Raw genomic sequence first — 24,733 nt, 5'->3', positions numbered from 1 at the left:
GCCGCGCGACGGGTGCGCTGCACCTGCCTGCCGAAGTGGTGCCGCGATACGCGGTTCGTTCGAACTTGTGGGTGAGCAAGTCGCCGGTCAATGGAGCTCATCTACGACAGCCAAGCGAGGATCAGCCATGAAGCGCCAAAGAAAGCTCACGATCGCGCTGGCCACGGGATTGCTCGCCGTCCTCGGCGGCGCGGCCCTTTACGCGCAGGACAAGAACAACGACAAGTACGCACTGGTATCGCCGGGTGGCATCGCGTTTGCTGACTTCCGAGGATACGAGGACTGGTCGGTGGTCTCTTCCGCCCGGACCGACGAAGTGCTCAAGGTGATCGTCGCCAATCCGATCATGATCAAGGCGTACAAGTCAGGTATCCCCGGCAACGGCCAGCCCTTCCCGGAGGGTTCGAAGATCGTGAAGCTCCAGTGGAAGCCGAAGAAGAGCACCGAGGCGCCCTTCGTCGTGGATGTGCCGGACGTCTTCTCACAGGCGTTCGTCATGGAAAAGGACAGCAAGCGATTCCCGAAAACGGGTGGATGGGGCTACGCGCTATTCAACTACGAGGTCGCATCCGACACATTCAAGGTCGATCCGACGGCGCTCGCAGACTGCGGGCACAAGTGCCATGTGAAAGTGGAGGCGAAGAACTACATCTTCCACCCGTACCAGAAACGTTGAACCACGCTGGCATCCGACTTGGCATGCCTCACGTGGTTCTAGCGAACCGCACCGCAGCATCACCATGGCTGCAGTGGCCTCCATGGGTAATGAGGAGCGGGGCGCGCGCTGCGCCCCGCTCCATGGTCGCGATTACTTTTTGCCGAGCGCCGCCTGCTCGATAATCTTGGCGACGACCTCCGGCTTCGAGACATAGATCGCATGGCTGCCACGCGTTTCGACAACGGTTGAGCCCGCGCGCTTGGCCATCATCTCCTGCGCCGGCGGCGGGATCATGTGGTCCTCCGTGGTGACCAGATACCAACTCGGCTTCGACTTCCAAGCAGGCACCGTCACCTGACCGCCCAAGGCTTGGACACCCCATGGCACCTGCGAGTCCGCCATGAAGCTGGCTTCGTCGGCGGGGACGTCGCCCGCGAACGCGGCCGCGAACTTCGCGCGATCAAGGAACAGGAAGCCATCCTGTGGCGGCAGGATTGGCGGCTGCGACGCGCCCGGGGGCGGGTTGGCGATCAGGGACTGAACCGACTCGCCCTGGTCGGGGGCAAACGCGGCGATATATACCAGGCGCTGGACCTTGGGGTCGGTACCGGCTTCGGAGATGACCACGCCGCCGTAAGAGTGGCCGACGAGCACGACGGGGCCGTCCTGCTTGGCGATGGCGCGCTTGGTGATAGCGACGTCGTCGGCCAGCGAGGCGGTTGGATTCTGGACGATGGTGACGTTGTAGCCGTCCTTCTTGAGAATGTTGTAAACCTGCTGCCATCCAGAGCCGTCGACGAAACCGCCATGCACGAGCACGACGTTCTTGACGACTTCCTGGGCCTTGGGGGCCGCGGCGTTGGCGGTGGAGGCGAAGGCCATGGCGGTGGCGGCGGCGAGACCAAGAGCTTTGATGGACATGGGATACTCCAGAGGTTAGTTGGCGTAATGGAACGGGGACATACATCGCGTGGAAGAGGGCGGGTGTTGCGATCGATCCGGGGCGCAGCTTGCGCGCTGCCGCCCACGCGCACCATCGGTTGAATGACCGAGGTTGGCGCGGTAGCGGTGGCGCTAGACTTCCTGCCCATGAACAGCTCCCGACCCTCCGTGGACGTTTCCGCCGTCGCCTTGCTCGATGTGATCCGGTCGATCGCGTTCGTGGGCGATCTCGCCATGGGGCAGCCCATCGACCATTCACCGCGGGTCGCATGGATGGCTGGGCAACTGGCCAGGGCCGCGGCTGCCGATGACGCCACTTGCACGGAGGCCACGACGGTCGCGCTGCTGCGCTGGTCAGGCTGCACCGCCAATGCCCCAGAGTTCGCACAGCTGTTCGGCGACGACGTGAGCGGCCGAAATGCGCTGCTCGCCATCCAATCCTCCGACGGCGGCTTTCAATCCCATTCCAGCACTGGCGGCATCGGTTCGGCCTTCCTCTCGTTGTCGCGCATCCATTGCGAAGTCTCCGGGGATATCGCCAAGGAGCTGGGCCTGGGCGAGGCGACCCAGTTCGCGTTGCATCATCTGTTTGAAAGTCACAACGGCAGCGGAGCGCCCGATGGCCTGCGCGGCGAACAGGTTCCGGCGTCGGTCTACATGGCATCGCTCGCCGGTGACCTCGATATCTTCCATCGCCTGTATGGCCTGGAGCAGGCGTGTCGACTGATTGGCCAGCGCGCAGACGTGATGTATCCGCTTGGTCTGGCTTCGCTGCTCATCGACAACGCCCAGCGCTGGCTGGCGGAACTTGAAGGCGACCCGACGCTGTCAGGACCGTGTTCACTCGAGACGACGTTTGCCGGGCGTACCACGTCGTTGGAAATCCTGGCGCATGTCATCGACTTGAAGCTGCCTTGGATGACCGGGCACTCGCGGCGGGTGGCGCAACTCGCCCTGAACGCGGCGATCGAGCTGGGCCTGGACGCGTCTCGCCAGCAGAAGGTCTACCGCGCCGCGCTGATCCATGGCATAGGTCGTGCGTCAGTGCCAAACATGATCTGGGATACGCCCGGCAAACTCATGGAATCGGCGTGGGAGCGGGTGCGCCTCGTTCCCTATTGGACCGCACGGGCCGCGCGGCAGATCGGTTCACTCGCAGACGAGGCGGAAGTCGCGTCGTATGCCTATGAGAGGCCGGATGGATCCGGCTACTACCGCGAGGCCAAGGCCGGGACTATCCCCATCGAAGGACGCATCCTGGCGGCCGCGTCGGCGCTAGCCGCGTTGTACGTCGCGCGCCCGTGGCGAGAAGCATTGGAGGAAGGCGCGGCAGGTTCATTGATGATGGCCGAGGCGGCCGCCGGCCGCTACGACGCTGATGTCGTCCGCGCACTGTTGAAGGTGCCGCGCGCGAGCAGGGGCAAGCCAGTCGCTACGCCGTTGACCAGCCTCCTTACGGCGCGCGAGCGCGATGTGCTGCGCTGGATCAGCCTTGGCGCGAGCAACAAGGAGGCAGCGCAAAAGCTGTCCATCAGCCCGAGTACCGTGCGCACCCATATCGAGAGCGTATTCCGGAAATTGGAGTGCTCCACGCGTGCGGCAGCTACCTTGAAAGCGACGCAGCTGGGCTTGCTTTAGATCGTCGTGGTCGGCTCTTGGCTGCCAAAACCTATCTTCTGGATCTGCCGGAATGAACGCGTTCTTCGCGTGATATTTCGTCGCGGGAAGCCGCTCCGGCAATCACGCACTTGACGATTGCGTCCCGGTGCGCGGCTGGCCGTGAAGGCTTTGTCAAGACAAATTGACGTTATCCGTTCAACTCATGGGAGTCATGCGTTGCTCGGACGCAGACTCGACCGAGTTCTCACGAGTTGGAAACGGTTGAGAAAGTATGTTTGCCTGGATCTGCGCAGGCCTTCGTTGCCTAGCAGCTACTGAAACAAACTGCCGCTTCATTGCGGGAATATCTGTCATGAGCGAGCCTTCACCGATGGATGGCGATGCCTACATAGAAACGATGCTCAAGGGCTTCGACCTGATCAATAAGCCCATGTTGAACAAAGGCACGGCATTCTCTGAGACCGAGCGTGATCTGTTCCATCTACATGGACTGCTTCCGCCCCACGTCGGTACACTTGAGGAACAGGTGCAACGAAGGGTGAGAGTGCTGCGCGCTTTCCGCACCGACTTCGAGCGTTACGCCTTTCTTCGCGATCTACAAGACACCAACGAAACCCTCTTTTACGCCATGCTCGTTCGAAATATCGCCGAGCTGCTGCCGCTGGTGTACACACCCACCGTAGGAGAGGGCTGCCAGCGATTCAGTGAAATCTGGCGCAAGCCGCGTGGCCTCTTTCTCAGCTACCCGAACAAGCATCGCATTCGGGAGATCTTCAACGAACAGCGATTCGACAACGTCAAGGTTATCGTGGTCAGCGACGGCGAACGTATTCTCGGCCTGGGCGACCAAGGTGCCGGGGGCATGGGCATTCCGATTGGGAAACTCTCCCTCTATACGGGCTGTGCGGGCATCCATCCAGATTCAACGCTGCCGATCCTGCTTGACGTCGGCACCAACAATCAGGAGCGCCTGGATGATCCGATATATGTCGGATGGCGTCACGAACGGATCACAGGTGCGGACTACGACGCGTTTATCGAGGAATTCGTGGCTGCCGTCATCGAACGCTGGCCAGACGTACTTCTTCAGTGGGAAGACTTCGCCGGGCGCAATGCGAGTCGTTTGCTGGAGCGGTATCGGGACCGGCTTTGCACTTTCAATGACGATATACAGGGTACCGCCGCTGTCGCCACCGCGACCATTCTGTCGGCGATCAACGTCACGGGCGTGGAGCTGACCACGCAGAGGATTGTTGTCGTCGGCGCAGGGTCCGCCGGTTGCGGCATCGCGGCACTGCTGCTGCAAGCAATGATCGATGCCGGGGCCAGCGAAAAGGATGCGCGCGCATCTTTCTTTCTGATTGATCAAGTTGGACTTCTCACGGAAGGCATGCCGAACATAACGGCTGCCCAGAAACCGTTCCTGCAAGCGCGAGAGCATGTGCAAGATTGGACTCTAGACGAGCAAGGCAAGTTCGGCCTGCTGGACGTCGTTCGCAATGCTAAGCCAACCGCGCTGATCGGCGTCTCGGGGCAGGCGGGTGCATTCACCGAAGCGGCTGTTCGGGAGATGGCCAAGCATGCGGATCGGCCTGTCATTTTCCCCCTCTCCAATCCAACATCGCGGTCCGAGGCGATTCCAGCAGACATTTTCACCTGGACGGATGGGCGCGCGCTCATTGGCACCGGAAGTCCGTTCCCACCGGTCCCGTGGAAGGGCGCGCTTGTACCCGTCGATCAAACCAACAACTCGTACATATTTCCTGGCATCGGGCTGGGTGTGCTGGCCGCCGGTGCACGCCGTGTCACCGACGCGATGTTCATGCAAGCCGGAAAGGCTGTAGCCTCGATGTCGCCTGCTATTGGCGACAAGCATGGCCGACTTCTTCCACCCGTAACGCAGTTGCGCGAGGTTTCGATCGCTGTCGCTGACGCGGTTGCGCGGCAGGCGCAGATCGATGGCGTCGCAAAGGCATGCGATGCGGCGACGCTCTCAAAGAAAATTCGCAGTCTGGTCTGGGAGCCGCACTACGTGCCTTACGATGTCGAGAAGAACCCGAGACCTGGCGATGAACGTTGCACGAAGTGACTCGCGAAGTTTGTGTGCAGTTTGATCCAGCAACGTGGCATCCGTGTCGTCTTGTGAACGCGACGGGTGACTCGCGAGAAAACGGGGCTATAGGGCTGGGCTGCATCGGTGCGGCCACTGGCGATACCTTGATGAGACGTCGCCGCAGGGGCAAGACGTCGTCACAACGCCAGAAAATTTCAGTCGAACGGGACGTTCGACGAGGGGCGCCGCCGGCCTCCTCAATCGGCTCCCTGGTGGGCGAGCCACGCTGCATGACCGGCAGGTGTATCGATGTCAAAGGCGGCTGATGGAAGCTCGTGACGATCGACGCGGTCGCTATAGCGTTTGAGCAATCGCCGGGCGCCATTGGGCCCTCGCAGCGAGGCCAGTTCGTCGAAGTAGGCTCGAGGGAACAGGCAAGGTGGTCCAAGGTGGCCATCGAAGTGCGCGGCCTGGATGCGCCCGGGTGCAGTGGCATGTGCTTCGACCAAGCGTTTCAGGTCCGCGGCCCTGATGCCCGGCTGGTCCGCCAACAGCACCAGGAGCGCATGCGGCATGGCTCCCATCGCCATGGCGGTTCTGACGCCAAGTCCCAGCGAACTACCCATGCCAGACGCCCAGTCGGGGTTCTCGGTGAGTTGCACCGGCAAGCCGGCGAGGCATGGCTGGACCGTGTCTGCATAGGCTCCGATCACCACGACCACCGGTGAGAGACCGGCGTCGAGCGCAGCCATGGCAGCACGGCGCACCATGGGCATGCCGTCGATGGGTAGGGTCTGCTTGGCCGTGCCGAAACGGCTGGCGTTGCCCGCGGCGAGCAACACGGCGGCTATGCGTTGCCCTTGGCTGTTCATGGATGTATCGGGGTTTGCGAGTGGGACAGTGGTCCGCCGTCTCTGCCGTTGCGCACGGCCAGGATTTCCGCAGCGACTGCCAGGGCAATTTCATGCGGCGTCTCTGAGCCCACGTCCAGCCCTGCGGGTGCATGCAGACGTGCCTGTGTCTGGGGAAAAGCCTCTCGCACGCGTGCCGTTCGCTGACGCGATCCAATCACGCCCAGGTAGCCGACCGGCGTTTCCAGCAGGGCCTCGAGATAGGCCAGATCGCGCTCCAGACGGTGTGTCATCACGACCGCAGACGTCGCGCCGTCAAGCGGTAGTTGCACCGCGAGTGCCCGCGGCGATGCGTTGATGTGGCGAATGCCATCGGCTCCATCGACGAGCCCATCGGTGTAGTCGACCAGCGTGGTTTGCCAGCCCAGTCGCACCGACAATTCGGCGAGCGATCGCGCGCTGGCACCGTCGCCAACGATGACCAGGGCGTGCAGCGGGTGCTGCGATTCGACGAGGACGTCGTAACGTTTCCCGCTCGTCGCCACATGCCGGGTGGCGGCCGTGTTCGCGGATGTCGCGCGGATCGGGAGCAGCTCCGTGGCTATCCGATCGCGAAAGATAGGGTCTTCGATATTGCTCCAGTGAATGCCATCGCCCTGTAGCAGCCGAAGTGGTCGGGGATCGAGTACCTGCCCATCCATCGCATAAACCGTGGCCATGGCACCGGCGACACGCTGTGCATGCATGTGCGCGATGGTCTCAAGGAAGGCCAGGTCGCGCGGCTCTCGTAGCGGCTCGATGAGTACTTCCAACTCGCCGCCGCAGCCGGTTTCAAGCATGACGTCAAGGTTTGCGTGGCGACCGTACTCCACCAGCGCCGGTTGATCACGGTCGATAACCCGTTGCGCGCGAAGCGCGATGTCCCGCTGCGGACATCCACCGGACAGCTCGCACACCATGCGTCCGTCGCGCAGAACAAGCATGCTCGCGCCGGCGCGGCGGAAGGTGGATCCGCGCGTCTGCGTGATGGTGACCAGTGCAGCACCTTCCCGACCCGGTCCCAGGGGTAGTGCCCGGGCCGCGCGGTAAAGCGAGTCGAACTCTTGGGCGACGTTCATGACGCGAGGCCAAGGAGGGTCCGGGTGTCATGTTCGGTCATAACGCCCGGCCAACGCCAGCGGCGCCTGGCGGCGTCGATCGAGCCAAGGATGGGCTCGGCCGGAGCCAGCGGCTGTGCGACAGCCACGTCTTCACTTGTCTTTTCTTCTCGCTGGAGGAAGATTTGACGGTATTTTCATCGCCGCGCGTGGCATTCCATGCGGTAATGACAGCACGCCAATAACCCAACGCCTTGGTTTTCGGATTCACGGTCCGGGCGCGCCGCGACGACACGAGTTCGCAGGGAGATCCGCATGATCGTCCTTTCTATCAATGGTCAGGAATCGCAGGTCGACGTTCCCGATGACATGCCGCTGCTGTGGGTGTTGCGTGATGTCATTGGCCTGACCGGGACCAAGTTCGGATGCGGTATTGCGCAGTGCGGCGCGTGCACCGTGCATCTGGACGGCCAGCCGGTTCGCTCCTGCGTGTTGCCGGTGAGCGGTGCGGTAAACAAGAACATCACGACCATCGAAGGCATCGGTGCCACGGATGTCGGTAAGCGGGTACAGCAAGCGTGGCTCGGCATCGAAGTGGCGCAATGTGGTTACTGCCAATCGGGCCAGATCATGTCGGCGGCGGCGTTGCTCACGCAGACGCCGCAACCGACGGATGCGGACATCGATAGGGCCATGTCCGGCAACCTGTGTCGCTGCGGCACCTACGTTCGCATACGCGCAGCCATCAAGCAGGCCGCAACGGGACAAATCACCCTGCCGCAGACCATCGCATGAGATCTGGCGATGCTGCTGCGACGACGTGGTGACGGGCTTCAGACACCGACCGAGAGCGAAGTCATGGCTATCCGCGTTACCCCTGTTCAGGACGACGATGGTCTGCAAGATCCGTCCCGCCGCGAGCTGATCAAGCGTGGCGGTCTGGTGGTGGCTTTCATGTGGCTGAGCGGCCCCATGCGCGCCTGGGGACTGGCGGACGCGACGCGAATCGACCAGGGTCAATCGCTGTTTGCGCCGAACGCCTTCGTACGCGTCGGCAACGATGGCAGCGTGCAACTGGTGATGCCAAGCATCGAGATGGGGCAGGGCGCGTATACGGGCCAGGCCACGTTGCTGGCCGAGGAGCTGGACGTGGGACTCGACCAGATCACCGTCGAGCACGCGCCACCCAATCGCAAGCTCTATTCCAACCCCCTGTTGGGCGAGCAGGCGACGGGTGGTTCGACCACCATTCGCTATTGCTGGTCGACCCTGCGAAACGCGGGTGCCGTCGCGCGCTACATGCTGGTGAGCGCCGCAGCGCAGCGTTGGAAGGTGGACCCTTCGCAATGCACGGTGGCACGCGGTGTCGTAACGCATGCGCCTAGCGGTCGTACGCTGCGCTATGCGGAGCTGGCCGATGCGGCGGCGCAAGTAACGCCTCCCGACAAGGCGCCACTCAAAAGCCCGAGCGATTTCCAGCTCATCGGCAAGCCACTGCGTCGCGTGGATACGCCAGGCAAGGTGGATGGCAGCCTGCCCTTCGGTATCGACATACGCGTACCGGGCATGAAGGTGGCCACGGTACAGGCCTGCCCGACGTTTGGCGGGCGGCTGGCATCGGTGGACGATACGCGCGCCCGCGCGGTTCCCGGCGTGCTCAAGGTGGTGAAGCTGGACAATGCAGTGGCAGTTATCGGCGAACACTTCTGGGCGGCCAAACAGGGCCTCGACGCGCTGGACATTCACTGGGATCGCGGTGCCAACGGCAGCTTCACCACGGAGCAGTTGTTCAAGGACATGGCCCAGGCCTCCGAGCATGGCACACCCATCGTGGCGCGCGATGTCGGGCATGTCGACGGCGTCAGCGGCAAGCTGGTTTCTGCCACCTACCAGTTGCCGATGCTCGCGCATGCCACCATGGAGCCGATCAATGCGGTGGTCCATGTGCGGCCCGATGCATGCGAAATCTGGGTGGGCTCGCAGGTGCCTGCGCGCTGTGTCGATGTCGCTACCAAGATCACCGGCCTGCCGGCCGAGCGCGTCGTGGTGCACAACCAGTACATGGGGGGTGGCTTCGGGCGGCGTCTGTTCGAGGATTCCGTGGAGCAGGCGGTCGCCATCGCCAAGCAGGTGGACTATCCCGTCAAGATAATCTGGACCCGCGAGGAAGACATCGCGCAGGACCGCTACCGTCCCGCCTATTACGACCGGATCTCCGCCACGCTCGACGGCCAGGGCAAGCCCGTGGCGTGGACGCATCGCACCACGGGCGCCTCGGTGTTGGCGACATTCGCTCCCCCGGCCATGGGCAAGAACGGACTCGATCCTGACCTGGTGGAGTGCGCGGCGGACCTGCCTTACGAAGTGCCGAACATGCGCGTGGATTGGGTGCGGCATGACATGCCCTCCGGCCTGGCGGTCGGCTGGTGGCGAGGTGTGGGGCCGACGCATACCGTGTTCGTCGTCGAGAGCTTTGTCGATGAGCTTGCGCATGCCGCAGGCAAGGACCCGGTTGCCTATAGAAAATCCATGCTCGGCGACCATCCGCGCGCCTTGGCCGTGTTGGAGCTGGCGACGGAGAAAGCGGGTTGGGGGCAGGGCCCGCTGCCGCCGCGACACGGGCGCGGCGTGGCCCTGGCCGCACCGTTTGGCAGCTACCTGTGCGTGGTGGTGGAGGTGGAAGTATCGCCACAAGGCGAGATCAGTCTGCGACGCGCGGTCACAGCCGTCGATTGCGGCATGGTGGTCAACCCGAACACCGTGGAGGCGCAGATTCAGGGCGGACTGGTGTTTGGCTGGAGCGCGGCGCTCTACAGCGGTATCACCTTGAAGCAAGGCGCGGTCGAGCAGCGCAACTTCAATGACTACCGCGTGATGCGCCTCAACCAGACGCCACCGATGGAAGTTCACATCGTTCCCAGCAAGGAGCAGCCGGGTGGCATTGGTGAAACCGCCACCGTCATGTCCATGCCAAGCTTGTTGAACGCGGTCTTTGCGGCGACGGGTGTGCGCATAAGGACCTTGCCGATCGACACTTCGGCGCTGGTGTCGGACAACAACGCGCTCAAGGCCGCATTGTCGGCAGCGACGCCATCGGATATTCCCGGCGATGTTGCCTCGGTTACGAGGATGCTCGTATGAAGATTGGTCGCCTCATCGGTGTGCTCGTCATCCTGATCCTGCTGGGTGTACTCGGTTTCGGCGCCTATGCCTTGCTCACCGCGCGCAACGGCGGGAACGATCAGGCGCTTCAACCGGCCAGCGCCGGCGCCCCTGCCAGCATCACCGATCCGCTGGCACGCGGTGAATACCTCGCGCGCGCGGCCGATTGCGCGGCATGTCACACGGCGCCCGGCGGCCAGGCCTACGCCGGTGGCGTGGCCTTCAAACTGCCGATGGGAACCCTCTATTCCACTAACATCACGGCCGATATTGAGACGGGCATTGGCACCTGGAGCGACGACGATTTCGTGCGTGCCTTGCATGCGGGCGTGAACAAGCAAGGCAAGGCGCTGTATCCCGCCTTTCCTTACACGTCGTACACGGCGCTCAGTCGCGAGGACATTCTGGCCATCAAGGCTTATTTGTTCAGCCTTCCCACGGTTCACGCGCCGGCGCGGAGCAACGACCTTTCGTTCCCCTACAACCACCGCTGGGCCGTTAGCTTCTGGAATGCGTTGTTCCTCAAGAAGCAGCGCTTTGTGCAGGACCAAGGCAAATCTGAAGCGTGGAATCGCGGTGCCTATCTGGCCACGGCGCTTGGTCATTGCAGCGAATGCCATACGCCAAGAAACAGCGCCTTTGCGCTAAAAACCGGCGAGGATCTTGCGGGCGCCGAGTTGCAGGGTTGGATTGCCTACAACATAACCTCGGACAAGGATCATGGTATCGGTGCATGGAGTGACCAGGAGCTGGCCGACTACCTGGCCAAGGGACACGCAGCAGGGCGCGGCACCGCTTCCGGTCCCATGGGCGAAGTGATCGAGAACAGCCTGCAATACCTGACGCCAGAGGACATATCCGCCCTTGTCACCTACCTGCGTGATGTGAAGCCACAGCAGGGCGGCACCGCACTTCCGCTGGCAACGGCCACGGGCGACGGATCGGCCAAAGGCACGTCCGGCCTCGGCGAACAATTGTTCGTGGGTGCTTGCGCAGGATGCCATCTCGACAACGGGCAGGGCCGGCAAACCGACTATGCCTCACTCGCTGGGCTACGCTCGGTCAGAGATCCCCATGCAACCAACCTTACCCAGGTGATCCTGCATGGTTCTCAGCTGCGTGTGGGCGCTCGACATGTCTTCATGCCGTCGTTCGGTCGCGCGTATTCAGACGCCGAAATTGCCGCCTTGTCGAACTACGTCGTTAATCACTTCGGCGGGCAGCAGGGCACGCTAAGCATGGAAGACATAGCGAAGCGCAGATGATCCGCACTTTCGCCGCGCTGGCTTAGAATGCCTGCTTGCGGCCCGGGCGCACTTTCTGAAACGGTTTCGGATCGGGCTCGCCCCTGGGTCTGTCGCCAACGAAACGTGTGTTATCAGGAAGAACCTATGAGCGAGATCGACGTCCGTCTGGCGACCTTGGGATTGACGCTGCCGCCTCCCTTCACGATACCCGCCGGACTGAGCCTGCCGTTCGAGTTCGTCCAGGTGTGCGGCACAAGAGTACTCATCTCTGGCCACGGACCTCAGGGTGCAGATGGCCTGATGGCAGGACCTTTCGGCAAGGTCGGCACCGAACTATCGGTCAGCGAGGGCTATCAGGCGGCGCGACTGGTCGCGCTCTCCATGCTCGCCAGCCTCAAGCGCAGCATCGGCGATCTGGATCGCGTGCATCGCTGGCACCGTGTGTTTGGCATGGTCAACTCTGCGCCCGGATTCACGCAACAGCCGCAGGTCATCAATGGATTCTCGGACCTCATCCTCGAGCTGTACGGACCTGAGCGCGGAGCCCATACCCGCAGTGCCGTTGGCATGGCGGAGCTGCCATTCAACATCCCCGTAGAAATTGAGGGCGAACTTTCGCTGCGCCCCTGAGGTACGACGGTTCGAACCTGGTGGCCCCTGCGGCTGGGCCGACACGTTGGTGAGCTGTCCTGGTCCGCCACCCGAAGCGGACGCTCTCGCGCTGCCGTTCAATGATGAGGAAGTCCCCGTCATCAGGCGCTTCCCTGAGTAGCGTCAATGCTTGGCGAGACGCTTAGCGGATGGCCATCGGAAGTGCGCGTAGGTGTCCTGGTTTCGCGCCCACCATCAAGTCCCACTAGCGGGTCTTTTTCAACCACGAGCGGATGCGTCGCATCCATGCGCCTGCCTGGTCCGGGTTCCACACGAAGGTCGCCACGCTTTGCGGCGGCATCGTGTATTCGAAACGGGTCTGGCCCTCCGCCACCGAAACGAGGCGAGCCTCCGCATTGCTGTTCACCATAACCAGCACAATCGATCCGTCGGAGGCATTCTGGAATGCCACATTGTCGATGCCGTTGTCGATAGCTGTGGATCCCACCCGGATGGCGTCGGGCAAGACAAACTTGCTGAAGTGCGCCAAGGCGTAGTATTCGTCGTTGCGACTCACCGCCCCCGTGTGCGAGTCGATCGTGATCACGCCCTTGCAGGCTGCGCACCCGCCGAAATGTGGACCGTGATTTTCGTCGAGCGCCAGGTTCCAGTAGACGACGCCGCGAGCCCACTGCCTGATCCCGGCGATCAGCAGGTCCCGCGAAAACCACAGCAGCTCGCCGTTTATGCTCGACGCCCAGTCGCCCCCGGAACACTCGGTGATATAGGCGTCCTTCTGGGTATACGCGCGATGGACGCGACCCTCCGCATAGGGGCTGCCTTCGTAGCAATGCCAGGCAACGCCATCGATATAGCGCGCAGCGTCCGGACCGGCCAACACATCCAAGGGCTGCTCGGGATGACTCCAGTTGTGATCCCATTCCAGCAGGCGTGTCTTCGGCCTGCGGTTTGCCAGCTTCGGGCCGAGGTATTGCGCAACGATGCGTGCCCGCGTCGCCGCAGTCATTTCCATGCCGGGGTAGGTGATCGGTATGAAGCCGGGCTCGTTTTGCAAGGTCAATGCGAAGATCGGGATGCCATAGCCGCGGTAAGTGTCGAGGTACTTGACGAGATAGTCCGCGTACGTACTTTCGTACTGCTCCAGCAAGTCCCCGCCAATCAGGTTTTCACTGGTTTTCATCCACGCCGGCGCGCTCCATGGCGACGCGATGATGCGCAGCTCCGGATCGATGGAAAGGACCTCGCGCACGGTCGGGATCACGTCGCGCAAATTCGAAGTCACATTGAAATGCAGCAATTGTGGGTCGACCTGGCCGAAGGGAACATCATCCAGGGTATAAGGCTGCAACGAGAAATCCGAGGCGCCAATGGTCAGGCGCATCATGGTCAGGTTGAGGTTGGGTGGTGGGCCATACAACTCTTGCAACAAGGCACGGCGCTGCCGCTCATTCAGGTTGTTCTGGAGCAACCACGCCGACGAGTCCGTCATGGCCGCCCCGAAACCGACCATGGATTGATATTTCCGCTGGACGTCAATGACCACGTCGGCCGGCGACGCACCGCGGGCGCTCAGCTCAATGTCCGGTTGCTGTTCCAGCTTCAGTCGGCGATCTGCCGTGCTCAGCCACAGGTTGACGCTAGGTATGATCGGCCGCGGCGAAGGGACGACTTTGGGTCCTGCCGCGGGAAGCTGGAAGCGCGGCGCATAAAGGACAGCCAGCGTGAGCAGGATGAGCAAAGCGATGAAGATGGCGGCCGCCCAGCGGGAATCCGACTTGCGTTCACCCATGGCGTGCACAAAGCCCATCGCTCACGTTGCAGTTCACTTGGATCACGAAGCTCCCGGGCTTTCGCATCAAAACAGGGTCAGGGTCGACTTTCAAAACAGGGTCGGGTTCCATCCTCTCAGACCCGGGAGTGAACCCGACTCCGCGCTCGCAGCATAGCGAACCTGGCGCCGTTTTGACTGCGGAACCATCCGGTCGTTGCAATACCCATAGAGTTCGGGAGTAGGGGGTATGTTGAAAGGCCCCATTGAATCCGCTGGCCACATCGGTGGCTCGGGCGGCGTCGCGAGGAAGTTTGTAAAAATGCGGCAGGATGGTAATAAAGCGTACCCTTACAGCTGAGCCCAGACATGGTCGACCTGCCTCCATTCCATCTCGCCTTTCCGGTCACCTCGTTGGCGAATGCGCGTGCGTTCTATGGCGAGCTGCTGGGTTGTCCGGAAGGCCGATCCAGCGAAAGTTGGGTGGACTTCGATTTCTACGGACACCAGATCGTGGCGCATCTCGCGCCTGAAGAAGCGCGCGCTGTCGCCGCGCACGACGTGGACGGCGACGATGTGCCGGTTCGCCACTTCGGCGTGGTGCTGTCGATGGGTGATTGGCAGGCGTTGGCAGCACGACTGGAAGCCAGGGGCACGCGCTTCGTCGTCGCCCCGCACATTCGCTTCAAAGGGCAGCCCGGCGAGCAGGCCACCATGTTTCTGCTCGACCCGTGTGGCAATGCCCTGGAGTTCAAGGCCTTCGCCGACCGTTCGCGGTTGTTCGCCAAGTGAAGGCGGAAGACCTGCAGCGACTTGTGACCATCAGCATGCCTTACGGCAAGTATCAAGGCCGCCTGATCGCCGACCTGCCCGGCGCCTACCTCGCCTGGTACGCCCGCAAGGGCTTTCCGCCCGGCGACCTGGGCAACTTGCTGGCCTTGGCGCTTGAGCTTGATCACAACGGCCTGAAGTCGCTGCTCGATCCGCTGAGAAAGCGGAAGTAAGCCGGAATCGCCAGCCAGGCTCTTCGAGAGGCCAGCTGGCTGTGCCGGCCAGTCGATACGAAGTTTGGCAGCGCCCTTCGCGCCGGAGCGGCGTAAGCTGTTGCTGTGTCGTGGGTCATATGAAAGTACCCATGGCGCGATGAAGTGACGATTGCGGCGTGCCGCAGGATGGCCAGGCCATGCATCTTCGATGGATCTTCAGCTGCCTTTCTTGTCTCGCCCTGTCGGCGTATGCGGCGGAGCCTGCGTCGCGTCAGGCCGATCATCCGACGATCAAGCTGGTGTTGGACGGCAAGCCGGCGGATCTTCTCGATCAGGCGGCCTTGGCGACCATGCCGCGGGCTACCGTGAAAGCCGCTGCGCAAGACGAACAGCCGAGCACGTGGCAAGGCGTGGCGCTCGAAGACATCGTGAGCCGCACCTGCGTGGCGTCGGGTGATGCGCTGGAGGGGCGCGCCCTGGCGAGGCTCATCCGTGTCACCGCGGCGGACGGCCATCAAGTCGTGTTCAGCGCGGCCGAGCTTCACCCCGACTTTGGCAATACCCAAGTGATCCTGGCGGACTCGAGAGACGGCAAACCGCTTGCACCGGACAGCCCCTTCAGGCTGATCGTTCCCAAGGACAAGCGCAGCGATCGTTGGGTGAGTTTCGTCACGACGATCGAAGTCGTGGATGCATCGACGCCGTGAGCATGCGCATGCCGTTCGCTTTGGGCCGATCGCGGGCAGGTCGAGTGCAATGCCTCACCGCTCGGCAAACGTTTCGCGCGAAGGCCTCGAGGGAAGCGCACGCGGCCCAGAATGCAGCCGCAAAACCCACGTTCGATAGCATGCTGCCGTAGAGGAGGGCAGGGAGCACGCCGGCTCCTTCGTCTCCCGCCAGGAACGACTCAGCCAGCAGTATCGCTTTCCAGTAGCTTGAGCGCGTCGATAATTCTCTCGGCCGTAAAGCGCAGCGCAAGCGCGAGGTGCACGGCATTCTTGGGTGTCAGGTCGTAGCGCAGCGCGAGACAGGCCAGGTCGCCAAGCGCTTCCAGGTCGACTTGCGCGTGTCTGATCATCCTCAGTGTTTGCGTTGAGGTTTTTTGGCGATCGTCACGTAGCAAGGCAAAAAGGTCCGAGGAAACCTCTTTTGCAGCCATCGACATCGTCTCGGCGGTGGCCTTGGGCAGTTCGCCGCCAACGACGACATCGTTGGCGAGCGTCCAGAACGCATGTGTCACGGCAAGCGCCCGAGCGACCGGGCCTGGTGGACTCATACCTGTGGTTTCCCTCGTGGGCGCCCGTTGGCGCGCAGGGAAAGTGTCTTGAGCCGAGCGGGGCCTAACCATCACGAAGATTCGTGAGATTTGGGGCAGTCCAGCGCTTCCAAGTTCAGCCATGGCATGGTTATGCTCGCGTAAACCCTGGGGTAGACATGCCGTGCGCGAACTGTATCCAGAGATCGAACCGTACTTGAGCTATCGGCTGGCCGTCGACGATATCCATGAGCTGTATGTGGAAGAGTGCGGCAGCCCGGATGGCTTGCCCGTGGTCTTTCTGCACGGCGGCCCCGGTGCGGGTCTATCTGCCTATCATCGTCGTTTCTTCGATCCACAGCGCTTTCGCATCGTGCTGTTCGATCAACGCGGCGCCGGCAAATCCACGCCGCATGCGGACTTGCGCAACAACACGACATGGCATCTGGTCGACGATATCGAAGCGATCCGCGAGCACTGCGGTGTCGAGCGCTGGGTGGTCTTCGGCGGCTCCTGGGGCTCGACGCTTGCACTCGCCTATGCGGAGAAGCATCCCGAACGGGCGCTCGGCCTGGTGCTGCGCGGTATCTTCCTTGGCCGTCCTGCCGAAGTGCGCTGGTTCAACGAGCTCGATGGCGGTGCCTGCTGGATCTTCCCGGAGCGTTGGGCCCAGTTTCTGGCGCATATCCCGGTGGAAGAGCGCGGCAATATGGTTGAGGCTTACTGGCGTCGACTCGATAGCGATGACGAGGCCGAGCGCCTGGCGGCCGCCCGCGCCTGGGGCTATTGGGAGGGCGGCAGCACGACGCTCGTACACGATCCAGAGGAGCCTGGAATTTTCGAGGATCCGCAGGCGGCGATCGGCGTCGCGCGCGCGGAGGTTCATTATTTCCGCCACGGCGTGTTTCTCGAGCCCGACCAGCTGCTGCGCGATATCGAACGTGTCCGCCAGATTCCGGCGACTATCGTGCACGGGCGCTACGACATCATCTGCCCGGTGAAGAATGCCTGTGACCTGGCCGGGGCCTGGCCGGAGGCCGGCCTGCATATCGTGCTGGCTGGCCACAGTGCCGCCGATCCGGCGATCGTTGACGTCTTGATACAGGCTACGGATACGCTTGCCGATCGCTACATCTAGTGAGTCAGCGTCGAGACGACCTGGCTGGCTCGGTTATTTGAACAGCGAGGAGTATCGTGGCCTCGTTATCCCAACGGGAGACATGTCATGGTCAACGTGGCGTTGTTCGTTCGCCTTGAGGCGAAACCCGGAAAAGAGCAGGACGTCGAAGCCTTTCTCTTGAGCGGGCTTGCTCTTGTACAGGAGGAGCCGGCGACCACGGCGTGGTTTGGCATCCGTCTGGGGCCGTCGACGTTCGGCATATTTGACGCCTTCCCGAACGAGGCCGGTCGGCAGGCCCATCTTTCCGGCAAGGTCGCGGCGGCCTTGATGGCAAAAGCGGGCGAGTTGTTCTCCGCGCCACCATCGATCGAGAAGGTCGACGTACTTGCCGCGAAGCTGCCTGGCTAGGCAGCCCCTGGGGCGAGCTCCGGCGTGGCTGCCGCCTGCCTGCGGTGGTTACGCCGCGATCGGCGTGCTCACGGGCCTGCCTGCCAGCCACAACGCGAGATTTCTGACATAGCGCTCGATCGAGCGCTGTGCCTCCGGTGCGTGCGCGAGGGCGTCGCCAGGTGCTTCCGTGACGAAACTTGGCGCGCCCATCGATGGATTCCAGTTGTAGTCGGCAAAGTGATGGAAGGTGGACTCGGCAATGGCTGGCCCCCCATCGGGCGACGGCTCGAATGCCACCACGAGATTGAACTCCGCCCCGCTGAGTTTGCTGCAACCTTTGGCGATCACGCGAGCCGACGGATCGTCAGCTGGTTTGTCCACGGCGCCTTCGTGCGGATGCGCCGGCAAGCAATGCACCATGCCGCCCGGTGAATCCGGATCGGTCAACACCGCATGTAGCGGCCCGCTGATGTCGACATGCTGGAAGTCGCCATTCGCGCCCGAGTGATAGTTGGGCCAGAGAATGTCCAGAGTGAACGTGTCATCACGATGATGATGTGACGCATCGGGATCGGGATGCTTCGAATGGAAGAAATGCGCGGCGCCGACCCCACCCAGCGTGCATACCGAGCAACCGAGGTCCATGTGGTCGCGCGTCACCAGCAAACCGCCGCCGCGTTGGCGAAAGCGCGTGATCGCCTCGCAGTCTTCTGTGGTGAGGCCGTCGCCCGTGTCCACGGCAAACAGCCACATCTCATCGAATGATGTGGTGTCGAGCTGGGACAGCACACTGTCAGGCGAGCCGGGTGGATCGCGGTCACGCGCAACGACTTCAAACAGGTTGTCACCGGCAGCATCGCGCAGGTTGGAGAGATAGTCGTGCAGAAGACTGAAGCGTCCGACGTGCCAGTCATCGTCGAACGTGGGTATGGTCGTTTGTAGAAGGATCCTGCTTGGTGTCGCCATGGCGCCGGTCCTCGGATCAGTAGTAGCGTGGAATCGGACCGAGCTGCGGCGTCATGCGGTCGCGCAAGTCGAACATGACTTCGTCGACGTAACACCAGCCCCAGCCCTCCGGCGGATCGTAGCCTTCGATGATCGGATGCTGCGTCTGATGAAAATGCCTGGTCGCATGCCGATTCGGTGAATCGTCGCAGCAGCCCACGTGTCCGCAAGTGCGACAGATGCGCAGATGAAGCCAGACGCCACCGGACTTCAGGCATTCCTCGCAACCACGCGCGCTAGGCGTGACATGCTGGATGGTGGGGAGATGGCTGCAATGGGTCGTCATCAGAGGTTCCGTCGACAGCGGAAGAGTGCCGCTGTTTACCATAGGGCGGCGTGAAGACCGTGCAATGCGGGCGCGTGAAGCTTGGCTTACGTGCCCTACCAGGGATCGCCTTTGAGTGGCTCGAAGTCCTGGGTTGGCCGGCTAGGCTCACCCAGCCGCGAGACGATAAAGTGTTCACGACTTGTGTACGCATGCGACTGCATGTCCCTCTTACGATGGCGTGGTGTGCTTCATCGCATCGCAGAGATAAAAGTGGGGCATGGCCGCCGGACGTCACGACAGTCTTGAAGGCTGGTTTCACGCCGCCTCGCGATGGTTTGTCGATTTGTTCCATTGCCGTTCGTCATAGTCGTGAGACACGCGCTCATGGGTAACCAGCGCCGTGTCTCCGTGGTGTACATGCCTGCCGTACCGGCGTGACCAGCCCCAGGGCTTTCAAGCATGTCGGGACCACGACTTATTCATACTGTCCCCTCGCAGGAGTAAGCACTATGCAATTCATTCCGTACCTCAACTTCGACGGTCAGTGCCGTGAAGCCTTCGATTTCTACGCCGCCGCACTTCATGGCAAGGTCACTACGCGCATGACCTACGGCGAATCCCCCATGGCTGGCGAGTTGCCGTCCGAGTTCCATGGTCGCGTCATGCATTCGCAGCTGGAAAGCGCGGGCGGCGTCCTGATGGGCGCCGACGGTCCGCCCAACAGCCCGCCGCAGAAGGGCTTCGTGAATATCCTGGTCGACACGCCCGACGAGGCCGAGCGCGCATTCAAGGCCCTGGCCGTGGGCGGAGACGTGGGCATGGATATGCATGAAACGTTCTGGGCCCATCGCTTCGGCATGCTCACGGATCGCTATGGCAAGGCGTGGATGGTCAATTGCCTGAGGACGCCGGGCGGCTGAGCATCCAGCGATCGGGCTGCGATGCACGCGGAGCGATCGCTGGCGGGAGAGGCCGCCGTTCCATCCTTTCGGCCAGGGTGAATGGAATGCCCTTGCAAGCGGGAGCCGTGGCGCGGGTCGGTGCAAGCCACGTCATGCAGGCGCTTGCATCCACGCCGATGGGTTCAAGGCCACAATCGGCTAGGCTCGCTTCAATAATCAATCCGGAGGCAGCTCTTGGCCCGCATCAAGCTTTCCTGCGAGCGTGGACGCTCGATCGAACTGGACACAGCGCGCACCGCACTCGGCTGCATCGACTTCCAGGCCGATTTTGTATTGCCAGAGGGTCGTGCAGGAGCCCTGGGCTTGCCCATCGATGCACTGATGGCGGCCATACCTGCCGCCCAGCGTGCGCTGTCCGCGGCTCGTGAGGCTGGCATGCTCGTGTTCTTCACCCGTGAGTGCTATGCGCCCGACCTGTCCGATCTCAATACGTTTCGCCGTCAAAACGATCTGGCCATTGGTTCGCCCGGGCCTCTGGGGCGCTTCCTGGTGAAGGGCGAGAAGGGGACCGAGATCATTCCCGACGTGTCCCCCTCGGAGCGGGAGCCTGTCATCGACAAAGCGGGGTTCAGTGCCTTCCATCAAACGACCCTGGATACCGTATTGCGCGTGCGTGGCATCGATACCCTGTTGCTGATGGGCTATACGACGCAATGCTGCGTCGCGTCGACGTTGCGCCACGCCGTCGACTTGGGCTACGCCTGTGTTCTTCTGGCAGATGCTTGCGCGGCCTATGACCCCGCAGATCACGAGGCTTCCATACGCGTGATGTATAGCGAGGGCGATAACTTTGGCTGGGTCAGTGATTCAGAACGTTTGGCTGATGCCCTGCACTCGATCAGCCATTGAGCGAAGCAGGTATCTCTGATGACGGCAGCGGGCGGCGGCTTTATGGGGCAGCTGCGGAATCGGACGCAAGCCCGAACTTCACTGACTCTCCCCGGATCACATCAACTTGATTCCCCATGGGCGGACAGCCCAGGCAAACAAGGCAAAGCATACGATGGTGATGACCGCGCTCAGGCCGAGTGCCGGCCAGAACCCGAATCGCGAAAAGAGCCGGGGGAACGCCAGGAACATCGGCAGGGTCGGCACCACGTACCAGAAGGTATACCAGGCATGGTTGGCAATCTTCTCCGCCGGCTGCCTTTCGATGTAAAGCCAAGTCAGCGCCAGTAACGTCACGAGGGGCAGCGATGCCAGGAGGGCACCTGCCCGGTCGCTGCGCTTGGCGACTTCCGAGACAGCCACCACGATGGCGGCAGTTATGAAGTACTTGGTCATGATCCAGAGCATTGGCAGACTCTAATGCGCAGTGAGATCGACGGATTCAAAGTCTCCGATCCGGGTCGAAGGCTGACCTTGCACCCCTAGTTGGACCGCTCTTCGTGCCCAAGGCAAAACAGGAGCAGGAACATTTCCCCGCAGACCCCATGGCCCACCGCCCCCTTACGCAATTTTCGCAGACCGGAAGTGCTGTCCATCGTGGCATAGAACGAACGCGTTATGGACAACCCCTCACGCCGGGGCGCCTATGGTCGCCGTCGTTGGGCTGCAATCCTCAATACCCCATAGAACACCCGACGCGGAGGAATCGATCATGCACCGACAATTGCCCATCGCCGCAGCCATGCTGCTGTGTATCTTTGCGCTTCCCAGTCAGGCATCCGACTCCGGCACCGATCAGGCGAATACGTGCTGGCGAAAGGCGTTTCGCGCCAGCGACGCGGATGCGACTGCCGCCTGTTACGCAGCCGACGCCATCATGTGGCCACCAGGCGGGTCGATGGCCATGGGCACCAAGGCCATCCGTGACAGTTACGCAAGGTTCTTCGCCGACAACAAGGTGACGAATGTCGATCTCAAGCGACTCGGCGAAAAGACAGTAGGTACTGACTCGGTCGGCTGGGGCACGTATTCGATTACCTACACGCCCAAGGCTGGGGGTACGCCTAAATCCGAAAGCGGGCGTTATACCGAGCTGTCTCGACAAATTGAGGGCCGCTGGGTCTATGTTGTCGATCACGCATCCAACGAGCCGCCGCCAGCCAGCGTTCCAAAGCCTTGAGCGAGCGTTGCATGCAAGGCGTCACCCTAATTAAATGGACGAAGTAGGGCGGATGCCTCCTGGCAAGCAAAGATAGACAACGGATGCCCTGGGATTCGTGGGGTCGGTGGCGGTCAGTGGCTCCTGGGTGGTGGTCATCCATCCCGAAGTATTGACCCGGTTATGTGCCGATTCCACGCAGGCCGTCTTTTCCGAGAAAGCATCTTCCGGATAGAAGGCCATGGAGGGGGCGAAAGATGCAACGGCCCTGGGTGAGCGCCAGAGTATCCAGCGATTGGATCTTCCTGCGGTGTCATCGAGCAGCCGTTGCATGTCTACAAGCCTTTGCTGCGTTTGCTGCTGGCCCGCCTCAAGCCCCATCACCCGTTCTTGCAACCGCGCCAGCGTCTGGGCCTGTGTCTGTTCGCCAGATTGGCTGCAAGCAGCAATAGCGCTGGATAGAAGACACACCGCCAGCCATCTCCAGTACTCCATAACTTCCCCTGTCGCCTTAAGTGTGCTCTTTGTTCGATGCGCCTGGCCGTCTGCTCAAATTGCTCCGGCAGCCGTGACAAGCCGAAGTCACGTTTCGTCAGTACGAAGGGCAGGTGGCCTTATCGATCACTTGAGGTACGCCGCCTCCTGTGTGCAAGAGGACAATGGACCTGCCCGTAGAATCGGAACCCTTGTAGATGCCGTACAGGCTTGCGCCCGTTATGGGTTGTGCGACTGGCGTGGTGCGTGTGACATAGCGATTGCCCACACGCGTCGTATACGCGTAAGCACTGGTCTGGTTGCTCCGCCGACTCAAGCCACTACTGATGTTGATGTGAAGCCCATTGCTCACAGCTGCCAACTCTTCACTGGTGGCCTGCTTCAACACAACGCCCGACCCAAGCGGGTTGCCTTCATCAACCAATTCGTATGCCCCGGCACCGTTGGCACGCACTTCAATGGATCGGGAAATGCGGCCTTGAGTGGTCACGAAGCAGCCGACGAATTGGTCCAGGCCGTGAACTTCGATGTGGGCGGCCTGCACGTTTGCGCCTTCGCAGGGCGTTTCCTGATAAGCAACGTCGCCACCTTTCGTACACTTATAAATGTCAGCTGTCGCGCTGACGGGAAGCATCGAACCCAACAAAAAACAGCGCACAAGCAAGACCTTGGCTCTATCACCAATCAATCGTTCCACAACCAGCCCCCTGGTAGACCTAATCATTCATGATAGCGGCGCTTCGGCCGGCCACTACTTCCTGCCACCTAAGGTCCGGCGACATCGTAGCGAATTACGGCCCTGGGTTGCGCGCACTCCAAGCATCCAACGAGCCCCGCCCATCAGCCATGCGTAATGGGAATGCCAACGGTTGCGCAAGTGGCTGGCTGCATGGTGCCGCCCGGCCCCCTGGGTCGCGTACGCTTCCTGGCCCCCAATGTCGCGTTTCAGCCAGGAGATAGTTCCCATGGAACATCGGATCGTGACGTTGCCGTCGTTCACCGTGGTTGGCATGGATCACCTGGTGCGAGGTTCGGTCGATGGCATTGGCCAGCTGTGGCAGCGCTTCATTCCACGCGAACACGAAATCGTCGGTCGCGCGGAGCCGGATGCCGCCTATGGCGTATGCAGTCTTTTGACGGACGGCAGCGCGCGCTACGTAGCTGGCTTGCCCGTATATGCTGATGCATCGCCACCCGCGGGCATGGTGAAGTTCGACGTGCCGGCGCAAAAATACGTGGTGTTCACGCATCGCGGCACGGCGCCGCAGATCGGCGACAGCTTCCAGGCCATCCATTCGCGCCTGCTTGCCAAGCTGGGGCTGCGCGCCAGTGCTGGCGTGGAATTCGAACGCTATGACGCGCGCTTTATCGGGCCGGACGATCCGAACTCGGAAACCGACCTCTACATTCCCATCGAATGACGGGCGCTCAAGCAGCCAGCTGGTTGATGTAGGCGCCGGTCAGTGCCTCGTTGAGGGTTTCGGTCATCTGGCGCGCCAACTCGGCATAACCCTCGGCGCGAGGCACGCGTGCCCGTTTGGGCGCGCCGCCAAGCAGGTCGATCTGGTGGCTGCCGCTGGCGTCGGAAAGGCAGGCGAACACGCAGGCGCGCGGTGAATCCAGAAAGACGCGCATCTCGATGATGGCGGCGGCGGTGATAGCTTCGGCATCGTCCGGCAGGATCATGATCGAGAGCGAACGATTGCCCTTGCGGCGGAGCTGACGGAGACATTCCTCCAGTTCGACGACCAGGCGGTGCCCTTCCGGCAGCTGGAGGTCGCGAAAGAATACCGATTCCATTTCGGAAACGATCTTGCGCACTTCATTCTCGATGCGTCCCAGAAACCCCGTGCGCAAATCCTGGCGCGTATAGCGCACCGGCATCGTGGATACCTGGACGTCGTCCTTGCGCACCAGGGTCGAGTGGTTGATGCGCGTGAAGGTCAGTCCCGCCGCCTCGTAGCTCTGCTTGGCATTGTGCCCACTGATGCCGGCGAAAGCGGCCCAGGCGGCTTTGAGGTAAGCGATATTTGGCGCTGACTGCAGCATGCGTGTTCCGTCCTGGTGGGTCCGAGCGCCCTGTGGCCGGATAGGCGGGCCACGCGGCTCCTCGTTGTCGAGGCATGATCGGGTTATCGGCGCCAGCGCGGGAAACTTCAGCGGCTCCCGGCCGCCCGCTTGCGGGCAGGCATGAC

The 24,733-nt window shown here is 62.0% G+C and carries 27 protein-coding genes; 16 read left to right on the top strand and 11 right to left on the bottom strand.

The window, feature by feature from the left end; genetic code table 11:
- Positions 1 to 127 precede the first annotated feature (127 nt).
- Positions 128 to 676, top strand: a complete 549-nt coding sequence (locus OUZ30_RS13760; RefSeq protein ID WP_266182871.1) for a cytochrome P460 family protein — start codon at positions 128 to 130, stop codon at positions 674 to 676.
- A gap of 132 nt (positions 677 to 808) precedes the next feature.
- Here OUZ30_RS13760 and OUZ30_RS13755 read toward each other — a convergent pair whose 3' ends face one another.
- Positions 809 to 1,540, bottom strand: coding sequence for an alpha/beta hydrolase (locus tag OUZ30_RS13755; RefSeq protein ID WP_266182870.1), 732 nt, complete (start codon positions 1,538 to 1,540; stop codon positions 809 to 811).
- Between the two features lie 207 nt (positions 1,541 to 1,747).
- On the opposite strand from OUZ30_RS13755, the gene OUZ30_RS13750 reads away from it, so the two are divergent.
- Together OUZ30_RS13750 and OUZ30_RS13745 are read left to right on the top strand one after the other, a co-directional pair.
- A complete protein-coding gene (locus OUZ30_RS13750; protein ID WP_266182869.1) occupies positions 1,748 to 3,238 on the top strand; it encodes an HD domain-containing phosphohydrolase in 1,491 nt (496 codons plus the stop codon).
- Positions 3,239 to 3,572: 334 nt separating this feature from the next.
- Positions 3,573 to 5,309, top strand: a complete 1,737-nt coding sequence (locus tag OUZ30_RS13745; protein WP_266182868.1) for an NAD-dependent malic enzyme — start codon at positions 3,573 to 3,575, stop codon at positions 5,307 to 5,309.
- A 221-nt stretch (positions 5,310 to 5,530) separates the two neighbouring features.
- Here the strand turns inward: OUZ30_RS13745 and OUZ30_RS13740 are convergent, their stop codons facing one another.
- Complete coding sequence (locus OUZ30_RS13740) at positions 5,531 to 6,145, bottom strand: nucleotidyltransferase family protein (protein WP_266182867.1); 615 nt, start codon at positions 6,143 to 6,145, stop codon at positions 5,531 to 5,533.
- Entirely contained in the window at positions 6,142 to 7,242 is a 1,101-nt protein-coding gene (locus OUZ30_RS13735) for an XdhC family protein (RefSeq protein WP_266182866.1), read from the bottom strand. The genes OUZ30_RS13740 and OUZ30_RS13735 overlap by 4 nt, the downstream gene beginning before the upstream one ends.
- Positions 7,243 to 7,536: 294 nt before the next feature.
- Here OUZ30_RS13735 and OUZ30_RS13730 point away from each other — a divergent pair, with 294 nt between their 5' ends.
- From OUZ30_RS13730 to OUZ30_RS13715, 4 genes are all read left to right on the top strand, one after another.
- Complete coding sequence (locus tag OUZ30_RS13730; protein WP_266182865.1) at positions 7,537 to 8,016, top strand: (2Fe-2S)-binding protein; 480 nt, start codon at positions 7,537 to 7,539, stop codon at positions 8,014 to 8,016.
- A 63-nt stretch (positions 8,017 to 8,079) separates the two neighbouring features.
- Entirely contained in the window at positions 8,080 to 10,362 is a 2,283-nt protein-coding gene (locus tag OUZ30_RS13725; protein ID WP_266182864.1) for a xanthine dehydrogenase family protein molybdopterin-binding subunit, read from the top strand.
- On the top strand, positions 10,359 to 11,648 hold the full coding sequence (locus OUZ30_RS13720; protein WP_266182863.1) for a c-type cytochrome: 1,290 nt from the start codon (positions 10,359 to 10,361) through the stop codon (positions 11,646 to 11,648). Before OUZ30_RS13725 ends, OUZ30_RS13720 begins: the two co-directional genes overlap by 4 nt.
- 126 nt (positions 11,649 to 11,774) lie before the next feature.
- Positions 11,775 to 12,260 carry a RidA family protein gene (locus tag OUZ30_RS13715; RefSeq protein ID WP_266182862.1) on the top strand — a complete coding sequence of 162 codons (486 nt, stop codon included), beginning with the start codon at positions 11,775 to 11,777 and terminating at the stop codon, positions 12,258 to 12,260.
- A gap of 226 nt (positions 12,261 to 12,486) precedes the next feature.
- Here the strand turns inward: OUZ30_RS13715 and OUZ30_RS13710 are convergent, their stop codons facing one another.
- The gene (locus tag OUZ30_RS13710) at positions 12,487 to 14,031 is read right to left on the bottom strand and encodes a glycoside hydrolase family 30 protein (RefSeq protein WP_266182861.1); all 1,545 of its coding nucleotides are present in this window, start codon (positions 14,029 to 14,031) and stop codon (positions 12,487 to 12,489) included.
- A gap of 348 nt (positions 14,032 to 14,379) precedes the next feature.
- Here OUZ30_RS13710 and OUZ30_RS13705 point away from each other — a divergent pair, with 348 nt between their 5' ends.
- The 3 genes from OUZ30_RS13705 to OUZ30_RS13695 all read left to right on the top strand — a co-directional run bounded on the left by OUZ30_RS13705 (position 14,380) and on the right by OUZ30_RS13695 (position 15,703).
- Positions 14,380 to 14,802, top strand: coding sequence for a VOC family protein (locus OUZ30_RS13705; RefSeq protein WP_266182860.1), 423 nt, complete (start codon positions 14,380 to 14,382; stop codon positions 14,800 to 14,802).
- Positions 14,799 to 15,014 (top strand): DUF3820 family protein, encoded by a 216-nt coding sequence (locus OUZ30_RS13700; RefSeq protein ID WP_266182859.1) that lies wholly within the window; start codon positions 14,799 to 14,801, stop codon positions 15,012 to 15,014. Before OUZ30_RS13705 ends, OUZ30_RS13700 begins: the two co-directional genes overlap by 4 nt.
- 179 nt (positions 15,015 to 15,193) lie before the next feature.
- On the top strand, positions 15,194 to 15,703 hold the full coding sequence (locus OUZ30_RS13695) for a molybdopterin-dependent oxidoreductase (protein ID WP_266182858.1): 510 nt from the start codon (positions 15,194 to 15,196) through the stop codon (positions 15,701 to 15,703).
- Between the two features lie 200 nt (positions 15,704 to 15,903).
- Here OUZ30_RS13695 and OUZ30_RS13690 read toward each other — a convergent pair whose 3' ends face one another.
- Entirely contained in the window at positions 15,904 to 16,236 is a 333-nt protein-coding gene (locus OUZ30_RS13690) for a hypothetical protein (protein WP_266182857.1), read from the bottom strand.
- Positions 16,237 to 16,435: 199 nt separating this feature from the next.
- Here OUZ30_RS13690 and pip point away from each other — a divergent pair, with 199 nt between their 5' ends.
- Positions 16,436 to 17,389, top strand: coding sequence for a prolyl aminopeptidase (gene pip, locus OUZ30_RS13685; protein WP_266182856.1), 954 nt, complete (start codon positions 16,436 to 16,438; stop codon positions 17,387 to 17,389).
- Positions 17,390 to 17,476: 87 nt separating this feature from the next.
- The gene (locus OUZ30_RS13680; RefSeq protein WP_266182855.1) at positions 17,477 to 17,779 is read left to right on the top strand and encodes a putative quinol monooxygenase; all 303 of its coding nucleotides are present in this window, start codon (positions 17,477 to 17,479) and stop codon (positions 17,777 to 17,779) included.
- A gap of 48 nt (positions 17,780 to 17,827) precedes the next feature.
- Here OUZ30_RS13680 and OUZ30_RS13675 read toward each other — a convergent pair whose 3' ends face one another.
- Positions 17,828 to 18,727, bottom strand: coding sequence for a hypothetical protein (locus OUZ30_RS13675; protein WP_266182854.1), 900 nt, complete (start codon positions 18,725 to 18,727; stop codon positions 17,828 to 17,830).
- A gap of 16 nt (positions 18,728 to 18,743) precedes the next feature.
- Entirely contained in the window at positions 18,744 to 19,052 is a 309-nt protein-coding gene (locus OUZ30_RS13670) for a UBP-type zinc finger domain-containing protein (RefSeq protein ID WP_266182853.1), read from the bottom strand.
- 491 nt (positions 19,053 to 19,543) lie between these two features.
- On the opposite strand from OUZ30_RS13670, the gene OUZ30_RS13665 reads away from it, so the two are divergent.
- The gene (locus OUZ30_RS13665; protein ID WP_266182852.1) at positions 19,544 to 19,954 is read left to right on the top strand and encodes a VOC family protein; all 411 of its coding nucleotides are present in this window, start codon (positions 19,544 to 19,546) and stop codon (positions 19,952 to 19,954) included.
- A gap of 216 nt (positions 19,955 to 20,170) precedes the next feature.
- Positions 20,171 to 20,845: a cysteine hydrolase family protein gene (locus OUZ30_RS13660; protein WP_266182851.1), complete on the top strand. Its 675-nt coding sequence runs from the start codon at positions 20,171 to 20,173 to the stop codon at positions 20,843 to 20,845.
- A gap of 96 nt (positions 20,846 to 20,941) precedes the next feature.
- Here OUZ30_RS13660 and OUZ30_RS13655 read toward each other — a convergent pair whose 3' ends face one another.
- The gene (locus tag OUZ30_RS13655) at positions 20,942 to 21,292 is read right to left on the bottom strand and encodes a DUF3147 family protein (protein WP_266182850.1); all 351 of its coding nucleotides are present in this window, start codon (positions 21,290 to 21,292) and stop codon (positions 20,942 to 20,944) included.
- Between the two features lie 238 nt (positions 21,293 to 21,530).
- Between OUZ30_RS13655 and OUZ30_RS13650 the strand changes: the two genes are divergently transcribed.
- Positions 21,531 to 22,064: a YybH family protein gene (locus tag OUZ30_RS13650; RefSeq protein WP_266182849.1), complete on the top strand. Its 534-nt coding sequence runs from the start codon at positions 21,531 to 21,533 to the stop codon at positions 22,062 to 22,064.
- Between the two features lie 30 nt (positions 22,065 to 22,094).
- Here the strand turns inward: OUZ30_RS13650 and OUZ30_RS13645 are convergent, their stop codons facing one another.
- Positions 22,095 to 22,538 carry a hypothetical protein gene (locus OUZ30_RS13645; protein ID WP_266182848.1) on the bottom strand — a complete coding sequence of 148 codons (444 nt, stop codon included), beginning with the start codon at positions 22,536 to 22,538 and terminating at the stop codon, positions 22,095 to 22,097.
- Positions 22,539 to 22,635: 97 nt separating this feature from the next.
- Complete coding sequence (locus tag OUZ30_RS13640) at positions 22,636 to 23,235, bottom strand: hypothetical protein (RefSeq protein WP_266182847.1); 600 nt, start codon at positions 23,233 to 23,235, stop codon at positions 22,636 to 22,638.
- Between the two features lie 268 nt (positions 23,236 to 23,503).
- On the opposite strand from OUZ30_RS13640, the gene OUZ30_RS13635 reads away from it, so the two are divergent.
- A complete protein-coding gene (locus OUZ30_RS13635; protein WP_266182846.1) occupies positions 23,504 to 23,959 on the top strand; it encodes a GyrI-like domain-containing protein in 456 nt (151 codons plus the stop codon).
- A 7-nt stretch (positions 23,960 to 23,966) separates the two neighbouring features.
- Here the strand turns inward: OUZ30_RS13635 and OUZ30_RS13630 are convergent, their stop codons facing one another.
- Positions 23,967 to 24,587 (bottom strand): hypothetical protein, encoded by a 621-nt coding sequence (locus OUZ30_RS13630; RefSeq protein WP_266182845.1) that lies wholly within the window; start codon positions 24,585 to 24,587, stop codon positions 23,967 to 23,969.
- Positions 24,588 to 24,733: the final 146 nt, after the last annotated feature.

Source organism: Dyella humicola (assembly GCF_026283945.1).
GTDB lineage: Bacteria > Pseudomonadota > Gammaproteobacteria > Xanthomonadales > Rhodanobacteraceae > Dyella > Dyella humicola.
Note: the sequence above shows the minus strand (reverse complement) of the source record. Positions and strands in the feature narration are given on the sequence as shown.